We start from the raw sequence: 15,527 nt of genomic DNA on the forward strand, positions 1-15,527 counted from the left end.
AGCCAGAGGTAAATATCTGGCTACAGGGCAGCAAACTGAAAGGAAAATTGAATTATGAAGATGCTACTGACGGTCGAGTTCCCTCATGAGCCCTTCAACTTCCTCGTCAGCGCCGGGAAGGCGGGCGAGGTCATTGGACGTATCCTGGAAAGCATCAATCCAGAGGCGGCGTACTTTACTGAGCAAGACGGAATGCGCTGCGGGATCTTCCTGATCAACGTACAAAATTCATCCGACATTCCCGCGTTTGCGGAACCTTTTTTTCTCAACTTCCAGGCTAACTGTAAGTTCCGCATTGTGATGAGCCCGCAGGATCTGCAAAAGGCCGGTCTGGAGGAGCTCGGGAAGAAGTGGGGGGATAGCGAACTTTGAGAGTTTAGTAAAACCTCAAGCCCCAGTCATTCCAACCCATTGTGGGCACTGGGGCTGACAGGCGCAGAAGCTGTCGCGTCATGTTGGCGTGCGGGGAAATAAATCTGCTCCCTTTTCCCGGATTTTCGTATGTCATCAAGCACCTTTTCCAACCAGCTGGCTAAAGGCTTCGAGCTCACTTTTTTCCAGGTCGGATACCACGATAAAGCGCATGTGATTCTGTTGCCAGGCGACGATGTTATAGCCGCGGATGGACAGATTCTGTCGGGGTTTATCCGTTTCGGTCGTTGGCAGGATGAACACGTTGATGACGTGTTTTGCGTGCCCGTAGGACAACGCGGCTGTCGTTTGGTGTTGCAGGTAGTCCAAACGCCCGCCGAGAAGCGGGTAGCCTTGTGCCGAATAATCAAAAACCGGAGGTGAGAAGTCGAGCTTGCCCGTAAACCATGGCTTTACGGTGTGCCTGTCGGAGGAGACAACATCATTCAAGTGCTCGGCCATCAGCGACCGAACATGGCTGGACACCGCCTCGTCCATCCAGGGTTGCTCGCTTGATGGGGTGGCCACGTAAAGCACCAGTGCCATGGCCAGCGCCATGACTGAAAAAGCAGGGGCGAGCCAGTGTCGCGATGGGTTTTGCAACGCTTCCCAAAAGCGCTTAGCGGAAGGCTTCGGTGATTGAGTCTTGGCAAATACACTGTGAATCAGGGAGTCAGGTGCAGCGTAATACGGCGCATATGCCTTCACGCTGGCGATCAGTAATTTCGCTTCGGCATGCAAGCGCTTGCAGTCGGCGCAACTCGATAGATGTTCGGCAACATTTGTTGCCGTCGCGGTATCCAGCTCATTGTCCAGGTAGCCATGAATAAATTCGTGGCAGACCGTGCAGTTCATGTCATTCATGATTTTGCAACTTCAGTAGTTCCAGCTTGAGCATCGCGCGCGCCCGGGCCAGTCTCGACATGACGGTTCCTAAAGGTATGTCGACCACCTTTGCTATGTCCTTGTAGGGCATGTCTTCCAGCTCCTTCAGGACGATCACCTCACGAAAGGCTGGGGCCAGAGCTCGCAGCGCTTGCTGAACCAGCGCAGCATCCTCCGCATGTATGGCCTGCAGCTCCGGAGTTTGGGAGTGGCCCAACGCGAGATCGTCTTCAGATATCTCATCGCCTATGGCGACCCATCGATTGCCGGCCGATGCCTTGAGCCAGTTATAACTCTCGTTGCGCACGATAGTGAGGAACCAGGCTTTGGCATTTCCGTCGGCGAAGCGGTGCATGAATTTTAATGCCTTGAATGCACTTTCTTGCACGACATCATGCGCGGCGGCCTCATTGCCGGTGAGCCAACGCGCGAGGTTATAAGCTGCATCCATATGCGGCGCAAACAGCTCCTCAAATCGCTTCATAGTGGCTCCAGCCCCTTTCCACCCCTATAACAGTGATGCGTCTTGTTTTATTCCCGGCATAAAATTTATTTTTTTGCCTGGAATAAAACTCCACCCCGTTCGGTTGTACATCGTGTCAGCTCATCAATGTAAACCGCTACCGAGGGAGTTCCCATGGACATTCGCTCAACAAAACACGAAAAGCGTACCGACGGCCCACTCGACCCTGATCGCAGAACGCTACTCTTATGCTCAGCATGGGCCGGAGCTGGCGTCATATGGGCGTTGAGCGGCGGTATTCCACGGGCCTTTGCGCTGGATGACACCGGCAAGTTATCGGACCCGACAGCACTGGCCAGCAATTTCCACTTCGTGCAAATCAGCGACTCGCACATTGGTTTCAACAAGGAGGCCAATCCCGACCCGGTCAAGACATTGCAGGTGGCCATCGATAAGGTCATCGCGCTGCCAAAAAGACCGTCACTCATTCTGCACACGGGTGATATCACCCACCTCTCCAAACCGGAGGAGTTCGATACAGCCGCGCAGCTCCTGAAAGGCCTGCCATCAACCGTGCACTATATTCCGGGCGAGCACGACACCCTCGACGAAGGGGGAGGCAAACTCTATCTCGAGCGTTACGGCAAAGGCACGAAAGGCAATGGCTGGTACAGCTTCGACGATCATGGCGTGCATTTCATCGCACTGGTGAACGTCTTCAACTTCCAGGCAGGCCATGAGGCCACCCTTGGTGCCGACCAACTCACGTGGCTGGCCGATGATTTACGCGCCGTGTCGACGAGTACCCCCGTCGTTGTGTTCACGCATATCCCCTTGTGGACCATCTATCAGCCGTGGGGCTGGGGAACGGAAGATGGCGATCAGGCCATCGCCATGCTTCGCAAATATGGCTCAGTGACGGTCCTGAATGGCCACATCCATCAGGTCATTCAAAAGGTCGAGGGCAATATCACCTTTCACACCGCTCGCGGCACAGCCTATCCGCAACCGGCGCCAGGCACCGCGCCTGCACCGGGCCCGATGACGGTGGCTGCCGATCAACTGCGCAACTATCTGGGGATTACCGACGTCAAGGCGACACAGGGCGATCACCCACTGGCGCTTATCGACTCAACACTCATTTAAGGGAGGCGCGCACATGAAAAAGCTCCTGCAGGTGCTGGCCTTGGGCTGTCTGGTGGTCTCGATACCCGTTTGGGCACAAGACGTGAAAATCGACATCAAAGAGTTCATGTTTGGACCCAAGGATTTGACGATAGCCGCTGGCACAAAAGTGACATGGGTTAATGACGATCAAGTACCGCATACGGTCGTGGAAACCCATAAGGTGTTTCGCTCGGGCGCGCTCGACACCAATGACAGTTTTTCCTATGTCTTCAATACGCCTGGAGCGTATGAATATTTTTGCGCTCTGCACCCGCAAATGACTGGAAAGATAACCGTCAGTGGCGCCCAGTAAAGGTGGGTTTTTAACGCTACGGCATAGGCGGATTGTTTGAGCTGTCACGTCGCTATCCGCCCTGACCTCGGGTGGTACTCCAGCACCTGGTGCTGACTACCACCCGTTTTTTGTGCGGTTCGAACTTGAATGCGGGGGAGGGGGGACAGCTCTAGCGACCAGCAGGGGCCTCATATTGAACGAGGATCGCTTTGGCCAGATCTTCGTCGCTTGCCTGGAGGCCTGGATGTTCGAGTCGAATCTGTTTCAACACGGACTCCAAATAGACGCCGCGAATGGTACCGCCACTCGCAACGAAGCTTGAGGCGTCATCGCGGGCGGGAACCGCAATTTTATGGTCCTTGAACGTAGAGTACAGCGATGCAGAAACCCCTGCCGAGGTAGCAACATCGCCCGCATCCACCTTGGCCATAGCCGAACCAAAGGGCAGACAAAGCATTAACGAAGAGATGAGAAGTATGCGGCGCATGACGGTGTTCTCCGAAAGCGTGAAGCCGGAAGGATGTACCACATATCTTTGGATGCGTGGCGGCCGCCAGGAGTTCCCTGCCGCCAGGCAGGTCCGTATTAGCAGCGCTTTTAGCGCGAGTACCTTTCCATGATTTCGCCGTTGACCGGACGCCTGCTTGCGACCCAACGTAGCGTCTACAAAACCTCGGCCGATTTATTAAGTGTGTCGGTGCCCATCTCTACGGTGATAATACCCCGCAACCGTATTATCAACTCAGCAAAGGAGTCCTGTAGCAGTGATGTTCGAGATCAAGCAGATGAATCCTGACATGTATCGACGGCAAACACGACGCAGCACGTGGATTATCGCCCTGATCTTCGTGCTGCTGGCCATGGCACTGTCTAGCGTTGCAGTGATGCTATTAGGCGAGCCCGGTGGCGATAATTTCCGTTTGAATCTGGGCGGCGTTATTACCGCGCTGGTGCTGAGCGTGGCGCTGGTGAGGTTCAAATTCTGGTCGCAGCCATGGATGGCGCCGGCCGTTTACGGCTGGCAACTCAAGCGTCGGCTGATGAGCATTACCAACGTCATGCATTACCTCACCGATGGCGTGCAGGCCCGTGATCCGTCGGCCATGAAACTGCTGCGCTTTTATCATCTAGGGGTAACGCAGATGCACCAGTTGGATGGCAACTCCAGTGGCCTCAGCCAGATGGTGCGAGAAATCAACCAACACAAGGAGTGCATGGAGGCTCTAGCCATCGATACCGACCAGTATCGATTGAATCCTGCCTGGCTTGAGGCGGTGAAGACGGCCGGTGCGGCGAAGAAAACGCCGCGATAAAGCACCGCCGCCACAGCCTGGTCATGTGCACACTGCTGGCGAGTAAAAGGACAGTGACGCAAAACGTACAGATTGCTGCGCGGGTGTATGTCGTTGAGTGAGAGCGTGGGGCGATAGTTGAAGGTTGCGATTTAGCGGGTCGGGCGAGCGAAAACTGTCCTACAGTCTATTGGCTGTCGGCTACCTGACACGACTCTCCCTGACCTTAAAACAAGAGAATCGACTCATGACATTCGAACCCCTTGCCAAATCGCTTATTGCGACGGCTCTCGCCCTTGGATTCACCTGCGCGCAGGCGGCTTCGCAAGCCCCGGTCGCTGCCGAAAACGGCATGGTGGTCACGGCCCAACATCTGGCCACTCACGTCGGTGTGGATGTGCTGAAGGACGGCGGCAACGCCGTCGATGCTGCGGTGGCGGTCGGCTATGCGCTGGCGGTGGTCTACCCCGCTGCAGGTAACATTGGCGGCGGCGGTTTCATGACTATCCAGTTGGCCGATGGCCGCAAGACCTTCCTCGACTTTCGCGAGAAGGCTCCCTTGGCCGCCACCGCGAACATGTACCTCGATAAGGATGGCAATGTAGTCCCGGACCTGAGCACCAAGGGATACTTGGCAGTCGGCGTCCCAGGGACCGTGTCAGGCATGGAACTGGCGCTGAAGAAGTACGGCACGATGAAGCGTGCCGACGTCATTGCGCCGGCCATCAAGTACGCCGAGGACGGCTTCGTCCTTGAGCAGGGCGACGTTGACCTGCTCGATACCGCAACCGACCAATTCAAGAAAGATATCCACGACTCGGGCTCGATCTTTCTGAGCAACGGCGAGCCGCTCCAGGTCGGCCAGAAGCTGGTGCAAAAGGACCTGGCCAAGACGCTACGGGAAATATCCAGTAAAGGTGCTGACGGCTTCTACAAGGGCTGGGTTGCCCAGGCCATCGTCGACTCAAGCAAGGCCGGCAAGGGCCTCATCACTCAGGCCGACCTTGATAAGTATCAGACCCGCGAACTCGCGCCGATCGAGTGCGACTACCGCGGCTACCACGTCGTCTCTGCACCACCACCGAGCTCGGGTGGGGTCATTATTTGCGAGATCATGAACATCCTCGAAGGCTATCCGATGCCAAGCCTGGGCTTTCACTCGGCTCAGGGGTTGCACTATCAGATTGAGGCCATGCGCCACGCCTATGTCGACCGCAACAGCTATTTAGGTGACCCCGACTTCGTCAAGAACCCGCTGGCGCATCTGCTGGACAAGGGTTATGCGACGAAGCTTCGCGCCGCTATCAATCCGCAAAAAGCCGGTATTTCCCGCGATATCAAACCTGGGGTGGCGCCACACGAGGGCAACAACACCACGCACTACTCGATCGTAGACAAGTGGGGTAACGCGGTCTCGGTGACCTACACGCTCAACGATTGGTTTGGTGCTGGGGTCATGGCCAGCAAGACCGGCATCATGCTCAACGACGAAATGGACGACTTCACCTCCAAGGTGGGCGTGCCCAACATGTACGGCCTTGTGCAAGGGGAAGCGAACGCTATCGCCCCAGGCAAAGCACCGTTGTCCTCAATGAGCCCGACGATCGTCACCAAGGACGGCAAAACCGTGATGGTCGTTGGCACACCAGGCGGTAGCCGGATCATCACTGCGACCTTGCTGACCATTCTCAACGTCATCGACTACAAGATGAACATTCAAGAAGCGGTCGATGCGCCACGGTTCCATCAGCAGTGGTTGCCTGAAGAGACCAATCTCGAAACCTTCGCCGTCAGCCCTGACACCCAGAAAATCCTCGAAAGCTGGGGACAAAAGTTCATCGGCCCGCAGGACGCCAACCATGTCGCGGCGATTTTGGTCGGAGCGCCTTCGCTTGATGGCAAACCGGTCGGCAAAAACCGCTTCTACGGCGCGAATGATCCGCGGCGTAACACGGGCCTGTCACTGGGCTATTAAGTGATGCGAAGCCCTGTTTCAGGGCTTCGCTGAGCAGCGCAGGTTCACCCGATCGCGTTGAACCTGCGCTGCGCAACAGTGAACACCGTGTACTCAGAACCGCAATGTAGCCCCAGTCGTCAGCCACTGATCCCGATCTTCCGTCAGGTTGTGTCCGACCACGATGTCCACGTCGATGCGCTCGCCAATGTGCAGGCGGGGTCCGGCCTGCCATGCCTGTTGACCCCCTTGCTGGCCGAAGCGTTCAGCGATCAGGGTCAGGGAATCGGCCAGGTCGTATTCAAATCCTGTACCCCAGGTCCAGCGGTGGTTCTGCTGGCCGTCGTCATAGGCGTGGGCCCAGCCGGCGTTAAAATTCAGGCGCAAGGTTTGAATGGGCGTGAAGGTCAGGGGCAGGGTGAGGTCGGCACCGTCGAATGAGTGCGCACTATTGAAGGCGAAGTGCGCGGATGCTGCCGCCGCGAGTTGCAGGCCGAGGTCTTCGCGGCTCCAGAGTTGTGCCTTGAGCTGCGGGCTCAGTTGGGTTTCAGACTCCCCGTCGTCGCGGTGGTGCTCCACCGCAGCGCCAAGTTGAATCATCGGCAGGTTTTTGAGGGTACAGGCCTGGGAAAGTACCAAGTCATTGGAGGAGTGGTTGTGCCGGACGCTCTTGTTCCAGAGGTCGACGTTGCATTCGCCGGGGGCATTGATCGCGCCGTCGTCGACCACATAGGAGCCTGCGGCGGCGTTGGCTTTGGAGATCAGACTCAGGCAGGCGATGACGGTCAGCGTGATGCCGACGAACATCAGGTTGCGGCGCAGTATCCGGCTCTTGGAGGGCGGCAGGTTGCGGGTAAATGATGTGAAACGGCGATCAGGAGAGTGCTTTGGCATGGTTGATCTCAGTTTTTCCTTGGCGAAAAGCCCCCTCGCGCAGGCACGAAGAAGTCTTTTCTTATCTCGGTTTTTACGCAGAACAACGGCGTATCAAGTAGGGCAAATTAGCCCCGTTCATTCACCGACAGCGTTTGAATACCGACGGTTTTGGCTCGCGCGACCAGCTCTTCGGTGTCCTCCCCACCGGGCAACGCAATGACGATGTCGGGTCGGCTGTCCTGCAGCATGAAGCGGTTGCGCAAACGCTCCGCCAGCTTGCCGTGCAGTTGCCAGTTGGGTGGGTAGCGCACGATGTCGGCGCCCAGTTCCCGGGCCCAGTCTTCGATTGCACCGCCCAGGAACTGATTGCCACCATGAATCAACACGCGCACTTCATGCAGGCGCTGGAAGGCTTCCAGTACCTGGCGACAGGTTCGGGTATCGGCGTAATGGCGTCCCGCACAGATCAGGACGCGCATCGCACTTGATCCTTTTTGCTGGTAGGTTCCGGGTGAATCTCCGTCAGGTAGCTGCTCTCGATATCACGCTCGCCAGCGCGTTCGAGTGCCGGGTAGGCCAGCGCCGCGATGTGGTGATGCACACGGCGGTAATCGCGCAGCAGCCGTTGAAAAATATCACCGGATTCGGCCCAGGCGCTTTTGTCTTCGCGCAGGGCGCGAAAGTGTGCCCGACTAGCCACCGCTTCCAGGCGTCTGACCGATTCCTTGCGGTTGACCAGATGGTGGGCGGTCGCAAGGTCTTCTCGAAGAAACACGGTAATTGCCAGACTCAGGCTTTCCAGCAACTCGTTGTGCAGCGGATAGATCGTGCCCGTTTCGAAGGCCGAGAAATTTTCGCCGCGCCGCAGTCGCCGCGCCGCCAACTGCGCAAGGCTGGTGGAAAGGATGTCTGCGGCATGCTCCAGGTTGATCACGAACATCAGGATTTCCTGAGAACGATCGGCATCGCTGTCACTGATGCCTTCCTGGCCGATATCCGCCAGATAGGCACGGATCGCCGCGCTCAGCAGGTCCAGGGATTGATCGATTTGCCGCACCTCATCGGCGGCCAGCTGATCCGACGTCTGGAACAACTGCAGCACCCGGCTGAGCATGCCGGAGAACATGTCGGCCATCCGCAGGGCTTCGCGCGCCGCGTTGGACAGTCCGATGTTCGCCACGGCAAGACCGGCCTCATCCAGATAGAGCGGCATGCCGGGGTCGACATCCCGCTCAGGCTGCGGCAGCAGGCGGGTCAGCATTTTTGCCAGAACCTCTGTCAGACCGATGAACACCAGGGCCAGCACCAGGTTGAAACTGGTGTGCAGGTAGACCACCAGCAGCGCGGGTGTCAGGTCTGCAATCTGGCTGGTCTGAGCGAGCATCGGCACGAACGGTAAGAGCGCCAGTGCGCCGACTACCCGCACCAGCAGATTGCCCACTGGCAAGCGTCGGGCAACGCTCGAACTGGCGTTGATCACCGAGGGCAGGGCGCCGCCGATGTTCACGCCCAGCACCAGAGCCATGGTGGTCACTGGCGACAGCAGGCCAGTCCCGGCCAGCGAGGCAGTCAGCAACACCACGGCGACGCTGGAGTGGCAAATCCACGTCAGCAACATGGCCACCAGCAGGGCGATGACGAGGTCGCCGTCCAGGCTTTGCATGATGGCGTGAAAGATCGGTGTGCCTTCCACATCGCCCAGCGTGGTCCCGAGCATGCGCAGCGCCAGCAGCATCAGGTCCAGGCCGATCAGCGCGCAGCCGACGCTTTCGTAGCGCGAATCATCGCGCAGCCTGAAGACAATGAATCCCGCCAGCAGGACCAGGGGCGTGACAATCGAGATGTCGACACTGAGCAGCTGCACCACCAGCGTGGAGCCGACATTGGCCCCGAGCATCACCGCGAGTGCAGGCGCAAGGCTCAGGGTCCCGGCGGCAGTAAAGGAGGTGGCCATCAGGCTGACCGCGGTGCTGCTTTGCAAAATGCCGGTGATGCCGACGCCGGACAACAGGGCCATCCAGCGATTGTTCAGGTTTTGTCCCAGCCAGTGACGCAATTGCGTGCCGAAGCCGCGCAACAGCGCCGAAGAAATCATATGGGTGCCCCACAGCAGTAGCGCGATGGAGCCTGCAAGGTTGATCAATAGAGTAGTTCCCGGCATGAGGACTCTCCTTTTTTCGTGTTGCATTGATTGACGGCCCAAGAGCCAGATCGAGGCGTAAAGATGCGGCGAACACAAAAACCTGTGGGAGCGAGCCTGCTCCGGGCGGCGATCCGACGATGGCGGTTGCACATTCAACACTTGTGTTGCCTGCCAGTCCGCTAGCGCGAGCAGGCTCGCTCCCACATGGATTGCGGTGTTCAGACGATCAGAACCATTGTTTGAAGCGGCGGATGTAGAAGGTTTTCATCAACTGAGCGAAGACGCAGTAGCTGAGCAAGGTGCCCACCAGCCATGGGAAGTACTGCCATGGCAGCGGTTGCAGGCCGACCAGGGTGCCCAGTGGCGAGAACGGGATGTAGATACCCAGGACCATCACCAGCCCGGTCATCAGAATCACCGGTAGCGCCGCGGTGCTCTGGAAGAACGGGATCTTTTGAGTACGTAGCATGTGCACGACCAGCGTCTGCGACAGCAACCCCTCAATGAACCAGCCAGACTGGAACAGGGTCTGCATTTCGACGCTGTTGGCCGAGAACACGTACCACATCAGGGCGAAGGTGGTGATGTCGAAAATCGACGAGGTCGGCCCGATCCACAGCATGAAGCGCCCGATGTTCTTGGCGTCCCACTTGCGAGGCTTGCGCAGGTATTCCTTGTCCATCTTGTCCCACGGCAGCGCCAGCTGAGAGATGTCGTACATCAGGTTTTGCAGCAGCAGGTGAATCGACAGCATCGGCAGGAACGGAATGAAAGCACTGGCCACCAAGACCGAAAAGACGTTGCCGAAGTTCGAGCTGGCGGTCATGTTCAGGTACTTCATGATATTGCCGAAGGTCTCGCGCCCTTTGAGCACGCCTTCTTCGAGCACCATCAGGCTCTTTTCCAGCAGAATGATGTCGGCCGATTCCTTGGCGATATCGGTACCGCTGTCGACTGAAATACCGACATCGGCGTCACGCAGGGCAGGGGCATCGTTGATGCCGTCGCCGAGGAAGCCCACGGTGTGGCCGTTCGACTGCAACGCTTTGAGCACCCGGGATTTTTGCAGCGGGGTGAGCTTGGCAAACACCGTGCGTTCTTCGACCCGCAGCTTGAGGGTCGACTCGTCCATCTTCTCGATGTCTTGCCCGAGCAGTGGCGTGCCGGGTTCCAGCCCGACTTCGCGGCAGATCTTGCAGGTCACTACCGCGTTGTCGCCGGTGAGCACTTTGACGCTCACGCCCATGTCACGCAGTGCAGCAATCGCAGGGCCGGCGGTTTCCTTCGGTGGATCAAGGAAGGTCAGGAAGCCGCGAATCACCAACTCTTTTTCATCGCGGGTGGTGTACTGGTTTTTGCTCTGGGCCTTCGGGATCTCGCGAGTGGCCACCACCAGAACGCGGAAGCCGTCTTCGTTGTACTCGTTGGCCATCGCCAACAGCTCTTTACGACGCTGCTCATCCAGCGCAACGACCACGCCGTTTTCATGGATGTGGCTGGAAATGCTCAGCATTTCCTCGACCGCACCCTTGCAGACCAGCAGATGATCATCGCGGCTGTCCTTGACGATGATCGACAGGCGCCGACGAATGAAGTCGAACGGCAGCTCATCGATTTTGCTGTAGGCAAACGGCACCTTGAACTTCGGATTGCGCTCGGCGAACTGCACCACGGCCTGGTCCATCAGGTTTCTCAGGCCGCTCTGGTGATGACTGTTGAGCCAGGCCAGTTCAAGGATCGAATCGTCGCGCTGGCCGTTGATGTCGACGTGATGCTCCAGGATGATTTTGTCCTGGGTCAGGGTGCCGGTCTTGTCGGTGCACAGCACATCCATCGAGCCGAAGTTCTGAATCGCATTGAGGCGTTTGACCACGACTTTGCGTTTAGCCATCGCCATCGCGCCCTTGGCGAGGTTGGCGCTGACGATCATCGGCAGCATTTCCGGGGTCAGACCGACCGCCACTGCCAAGGCAAACATGAGTGCATCACCCCAATCGCCTTTGGAGAAACCGTTGAGCAGGAAGACGATCGGCACCATGACCAGCATGAAACGGATCAACAACCAGCTGACGCTGTTCACCCCACGGTCGAAGGCGGTTTGCACGCGGGAGCCGACGATGGCTTTGGCCAGCGAGCCGAAGTAGGTGCGCGGGCCAGTAGCGACTACCACCGCTCTGGCGGTGCCGCTGACCACGTTAGTGCCCATGAAGCAGATGTTCGGCAGGTCCAGCAGGTTGGCCTGGTCGGCGGGTGCCGCAGAGGCCGACTTCTGCGCAACGTTGCCCAGGGTGTCGTACTTTTCGACCGGCAAGGCTTCGCCGGTCAACACGGCCTGGCTGATGAACAGGTCACGGGATTCGATCAGGCGGATATCGGCCGGGATCATGTCGCCAGCGGACAGCTGAACGATGTCGCCCGCTACCAGTTCACGCATCGGTACTTCGCGCAGCCGGGGTTTCATGCCCATTTGTTCGCGACGCAGCACGGTGGCGGTGGTGCGCACCATGGCCTTGAGCGCTTCCGCCGATTTGGCCGAGCGGTGTTCCTGCCAGAACCGCAGCAGGCTGCTGAGCGTCACCATGGTCATGATAATGATGACTTTGGTGAGGTCGGCTTCTTCACCTTCCTGGAGCGGGAGCCAGTAATCAGTCACGAAGCTGATGCCGGCCAGTGTCAGCAAGACATAGATGAAGGGATTATTGAGGGCCTGGAGGAACTGGATGATGGCGTGAGGCGGCTTGTCATGGGCCACTTCGTTGAAGCCTTCGCGTTGCAGGCGGCCTTCGGCGTCGAGCTCGGTCAGGCCGTCGGTGGAGGTCTTCACGTTGGCCAGGGTCATCGCCAGGCCATTTTGCGCCTCGCGGGCGGCTCGCATCGACAGCTTGAGGTCGTCGCTCGTGGCGCCTTGGGCGTGTTTTTTCGGGTTTTTTACAGTGGTCATTGCGTGTGCTCCTGCCGCAGTCTTGCGGCACGACACACAGACAACTCAGCTAATTAAAGGCGAGCGAAAGTATGTCGAGCCGCAAGTAAACGATCGATTCAGGTAGTGTCGTTTCTTATGTTTTAACGTTCGCTGCATGCTCAATAACAGACGGCATGCAGCGAACCTACTACTGGCTTCGTCCATAACAGACCCCATAAGTTTGTGTAGTAAGCAGGCAATAGAAAGTTGCCGAATTCCTTATTAAGGAAAACGCTGGTTAAACGCCTGGAAGTACTTTCAGGTCAACTGAAAGTGCGCGCGCCCACGTACAGGCCCAGCATCAGGCTGGCCTGTTGCAAGAGGTGCGCAAAGCACCGACTCTGTGGGTCCTGGCTTTCGTCGAAGCTCCAGCGTTGCTGGAGTTGGCCGGTCGACGGGCAGACGCGCCAATTGGCACGCAGGTGAGCCTGAGTGCGCGAAGAAGAGGAGGAGAACGGAGAGCGAGTCGCCACAGGGCGCTCACGGCACAGTTTTACGCGCATCGTCGAAGCGAAGGCGCGTACACCTGGCATTACAGTAGATTTGAAGTTCATAACATGCCTCGCGACCGGACTGACGCCGGAGAGGCAAGTTACGATGGAGCGTCAAGCCCTAGCGCAGCTTACCCGACCGAGGAGTCGAGTCCCGTCATTTTCTGGGTTAAGTGCCCGACTCTGCACATTCGCATGAGTCAGACAGCGTCTAGATACTGTGTCCATTGGCTTCTTTAGTGAGTTGAAAAAAGGCCTGAGTTACCGGCCCGGGCAATTTACTTACGAGGGGGCGTAAAGTCAACATTAAAACTGCCTTGGAGAGCGTATTAATTAAATGAGGACTGGATCCGGTTATCGGTGAAGAAAATGTGACAGCTATATACTGTCGAGACGCTATTGATATTGAAGAGGGAAGTGCTCATGGTCTGACGAATGAAAGTCATGAGCACAGGAAATTGTAGAGCGAGACGCGCCTTGACTGTGCACAATTTTGCACCAGATGCTAAATGACACAAGCCTGAAAAGGATATGCAATGGAACCCGGTCCCGTGCGCATCACTGCGCAAGAAACCCTGTCTGATAATTGGTATGTGCTAAAGAAATTCAGCTTTGACCTACGACGTCGCGATGGGACGTGGCAGGCGCAGACGCGTGAGGTCTACGACCGCGGCAATGGGGCCACCATCCTTCTTTACAATCGCGCGCGTCGCACAGTGTTGCTCACACGCCAATTTCGCATGCCTGCGTTCGTCAACGGCCATAGCGGTTTTCTCATCGAGTCCGCAGCCGGGCTGCTGGACAATGCCAGCCCGGAGCAACGCATTCGTAAAGAAGCCGAGGAGGAAACCGGCTACCGCGTCGGGTCGGTCGAGAAGATTTATGAGGCGTTCATGAGTCCAGGCTCCGTCACCGAACTCATCCATTTCTTTATCGGAGAGTATGAGCCAAGCGACCGCATGGGTGAGGGCGGTGGCCTGATCGAAGAGGGTGAAGACATCGAAGTGATGGAGCTCGGATTCGAACAGGCCATTGCGATGGTCAGCAGCGGCGAGATTGTCGACGGCAAGACCATTATGCTGTTGCAGTATCTGGAGCTGCGGTTGATGACACCGCGCCGCCTCATGATTTTGGTGGCTGGCCCCTACCGTTCGGGTACCGGCGACGATCCGGCGCTGCTCGCCCAGAACGTGGCCGCCATGGAAAGCTGCGCCTCTGCGTTGCTTGAGGCGGGGCATTTTCCCGTACTCGGTGAATGGTTCGCGCTGCCTATGGTGCGCCTGTCAGGTTCGACAAGCGTCGGTGACGCGGCCTACAACGCGCTGTTTCACGCACACGCGCAACGTCTTCTTGAGCGTTGCGACGCCGTGCTGCGAATCGGCGGTCCATCTGAAGGGGCCGATGCAATGGTCTCCATTGGAGCGCAGCGTGGTCTGCAGATCTACCGTTCGTTAGCTGAGGTTCCGGCTTTCACACCTGACATTCGTCAAGATTGATTTTACGTCGCCTTAAACGCGTTATCACCTTTTTGACGATTTACTGCTGGCGGGTATGTGCAGGTAAGACATCACGCTCTCGGTCAGTTCGGTCGCCAGCTTCACAGCTTCTTTATTACGCGCCATCACTCCCGCCACCAGTCCTTCGATCAACGCGAGTACGGCGATGTTGGAACTGGTCAAAACCGGATGGTCGGCGGGGGCAAATAGCACGTGCTGGGCAATGTTGGTCAATGGCGAGGCGGGTGAATCGGTGATCGCCAGCACCGTAGCGCCACGCTCATGAGCAAAGCGTGAGAGCTGCAGGGTGTCGAGCGAATAGCGCGGCAGCGAGATCGCCAACAGGACGTCCTGATCGGTGATCGCAGCCAGGCGGTAAGCGGCATTTTCGTTGCCTCCCTCCATGCTGATGGCGGTGGCGTCGGCACAGAAGGGCATCAGGGTAGAGGCTGCCAGACCCGCCATGTAGACGCTGTTACCGAAACCCAGGATGTAAATTTTGCGAGCCTTGGTCAGGCCGGTGACGAACGCTTCGAAGGTGTCAGCGTGGTTGTTGGTGCCTGCGGTGCCGAGGTTGCTGGTGGCACTCTGGATTTGCTCATGCAGGCCAAACGCGCCGCCGGTGCGGTGTGCCAGTTCGTTGCGTAGCTTGTCGACCGGGGACACCATTTGCTGCAAGGTCGCCACCAGCTCGGCCTTCATGCCGGTGTAGCCACCCAGATTCAAGGCCTTGGCCAAGCGGTTGACTGCTGCTGGCGAGGTGGACGTTTCGTGCGCCAGCTCCTCGATGGTCAGGGTGGCGGCTTTCAGTGGGTGACGCAGGATAAAGTCCGCCACCTTGCGCAGTGACGGCTGCAAATCGGAAACGATTTCCGCCAGTTTGCGCATCACCGGTGCGGCATAGACAGTCGTGTTTTTCGATGGGGTCGGCATATCCGGCTCAACATTTCCTGAGGGTTGGAGAAGGGGCTGGCCTTAATGCCAGGCAGTTAAGGGAAAGTAAAGTCACAGATCCGGGCGCAGTGTTCTGATCCGAAATCCACCTCTCACCCTAGCCCTCCCGAAACGTCGGACCGCCCCAAAGGGGCGAGG

Annotated in this window: 15 protein-coding genes; 6 read left to right on the forward strand and 9 right to left on the reverse strand. The window is 57.7% G+C overall.

The features are described 5' to 3' along the window. Positions 1–54 precede the first annotated feature (54 nt). The gene (locus ACZYSM_RS20950) at positions 55–372 is read left to right on the forward strand and encodes a panthothenate synthetase (protein ID WP_489074137.1); all 318 of its coding nucleotides are present in this window, start codon (positions 55–57) and stop codon (positions 370–372) included. Between the two features lie 135 nt (positions 373–507). Here the strand turns inward: ACZYSM_RS20950 and ACZYSM_RS20955 are convergent, their stop codons facing one another. Together ACZYSM_RS20955 and ACZYSM_RS20960 are read right to left on the reverse strand one after the other, a co-directional pair. Beyond that, positions 508–1,275 (reverse strand): anti-sigma factor family protein, encoded by a 768-nt coding sequence (locus tag ACZYSM_RS20955; RefSeq protein ID WP_489074139.1) that lies wholly within the window; start codon positions 1,273–1,275, stop codon positions 508–510. After that, positions 1,268–1,780, reverse strand: a complete 513-nt coding sequence (locus ACZYSM_RS20960; RefSeq protein ID WP_489074141.1) for a sigma-70 family RNA polymerase sigma factor — start codon at positions 1,778–1,780, stop codon at positions 1,268–1,270. Before ACZYSM_RS20960 ends, ACZYSM_RS20955 begins: the two co-directional genes overlap by 8 nt. Before the next feature lie 153 nt (positions 1,781–1,933). On the opposite strand from ACZYSM_RS20960, the gene ACZYSM_RS20965 reads away from it, so the two are divergent. Both ACZYSM_RS20965 and ACZYSM_RS20970 read left to right on the forward strand, forming a co-directional pair. After that, positions 1,934–2,905, forward strand: coding sequence for a metallophosphoesterase family protein (locus ACZYSM_RS20965; protein ID WP_489074143.1), 972 nt, complete (start codon positions 1,934–1,936; stop codon positions 2,903–2,905). Positions 2,906–2,918: 13 nt separating this feature from the next. After that, a complete protein-coding gene (locus ACZYSM_RS20970) occupies positions 2,919–3,239 on the forward strand; it encodes a cupredoxin domain-containing protein (RefSeq protein ID WP_489074145.1) in 321 nt (106 codons plus the stop codon). A gap of 151 nt (positions 3,240–3,390) precedes the next feature. On the opposite strand, the gene ACZYSM_RS20975 is transcribed toward ACZYSM_RS20970, so the two are convergent. Beyond that, positions 3,391–3,708: a DUF2388 domain-containing protein gene (locus tag ACZYSM_RS20975; protein ID WP_489074147.1), complete on the reverse strand. Its 318-nt coding sequence runs from the start codon at positions 3,706–3,708 to the stop codon at positions 3,391–3,393. A gap of 280 nt (positions 3,709–3,988) precedes the next feature. On the opposite strand from ACZYSM_RS20975, the gene ACZYSM_RS20980 reads away from it, so the two are divergent. Both ACZYSM_RS20980 and ggt read left to right on the forward strand, forming a co-directional pair. Next, positions 3,989–4,534 carry a DUF3087 domain-containing protein gene (locus ACZYSM_RS20980; RefSeq protein WP_489074149.1) on the forward strand — a complete coding sequence of 182 codons (546 nt, stop codon included), beginning with the start codon at positions 3,989–3,991 and terminating at the stop codon, positions 4,532–4,534. A gap of 226 nt (positions 4,535–4,760) precedes the next feature. Further along, positions 4,761–6,488: a gamma-glutamyltransferase gene (gene ggt, locus ACZYSM_RS20985; protein ID WP_489074151.1), complete on the forward strand. Its 1,728-nt coding sequence runs from the start codon at positions 4,761–4,763 to the stop codon at positions 6,486–6,488. A 93-nt stretch (positions 6,489–6,581) separates the two neighbouring features. Here ggt and ACZYSM_RS20990 read toward each other — a convergent pair whose 3' ends face one another. From ACZYSM_RS20990 to ACZYSM_RS21010, 5 genes are all read right to left on the reverse strand, one after another. Further along, complete coding sequence (locus tag ACZYSM_RS20990; RefSeq protein WP_489074153.1) at positions 6,582–7,361, reverse strand: hypothetical protein; 780 nt, start codon at positions 7,359–7,361, stop codon at positions 6,582–6,584. A gap of 107 nt (positions 7,362–7,468) precedes the next feature. After that, entirely contained in the window at positions 7,469–7,822 is a 354-nt protein-coding gene (locus ACZYSM_RS20995) for a DUF2493 domain-containing protein (RefSeq protein ID WP_489074155.1), read from the reverse strand. After that, complete coding sequence (locus ACZYSM_RS21000; RefSeq protein ID WP_489074157.1) at positions 7,810–9,504, reverse strand: Na/Pi cotransporter family protein; 1,695 nt, start codon at positions 9,502–9,504, stop codon at positions 7,810–7,812. The genes ACZYSM_RS20995 and ACZYSM_RS21000 overlap by 13 nt, the downstream gene beginning before the upstream one ends. A gap of 208 nt (positions 9,505–9,712) precedes the next feature. Next, on the reverse strand, positions 9,713–12,427 hold the full coding sequence (gene mgtA / locus ACZYSM_RS21005; RefSeq protein WP_489074159.1) for a magnesium-translocating P-type ATPase: 2,715 nt from the start codon (positions 12,425–12,427) through the stop codon (positions 9,713–9,715). A 284-nt stretch (positions 12,428–12,711) separates the two neighbouring features. After that, positions 12,712–13,002 carry a hypothetical protein gene (locus tag ACZYSM_RS21010; protein WP_489074162.1) on the reverse strand — a complete coding sequence of 97 codons (291 nt, stop codon included), beginning with the start codon at positions 13,000–13,002 and terminating at the stop codon, positions 12,712–12,714. Between the two features lie 473 nt (positions 13,003–13,475). On the opposite strand from ACZYSM_RS21010, the gene nudK reads away from it, so the two are divergent. Beyond that, positions 13,476–14,435: a GDP-mannose pyrophosphatase NudK gene (gene nudK, locus ACZYSM_RS21015; protein ID WP_489074164.1), complete on the forward strand. Its 960-nt coding sequence runs from the start codon at positions 13,476–13,478 to the stop codon at positions 14,433–14,435. Positions 14,436–14,459: 24 nt separating this feature from the next. Here the strand turns inward: nudK and ACZYSM_RS21020 are convergent, their stop codons facing one another. Then, the gene (locus tag ACZYSM_RS21020; RefSeq protein ID WP_489074166.1) at positions 14,460–15,368 is read right to left on the reverse strand and encodes a MurR/RpiR family transcriptional regulator; all 909 of its coding nucleotides are present in this window, start codon (positions 15,366–15,368) and stop codon (positions 14,460–14,462) included. Positions 15,369–15,527 lie beyond the last annotated feature (159 nt).

This window comes from Pseudomonas sp. F220 (genome assembly GCF_057813935.1).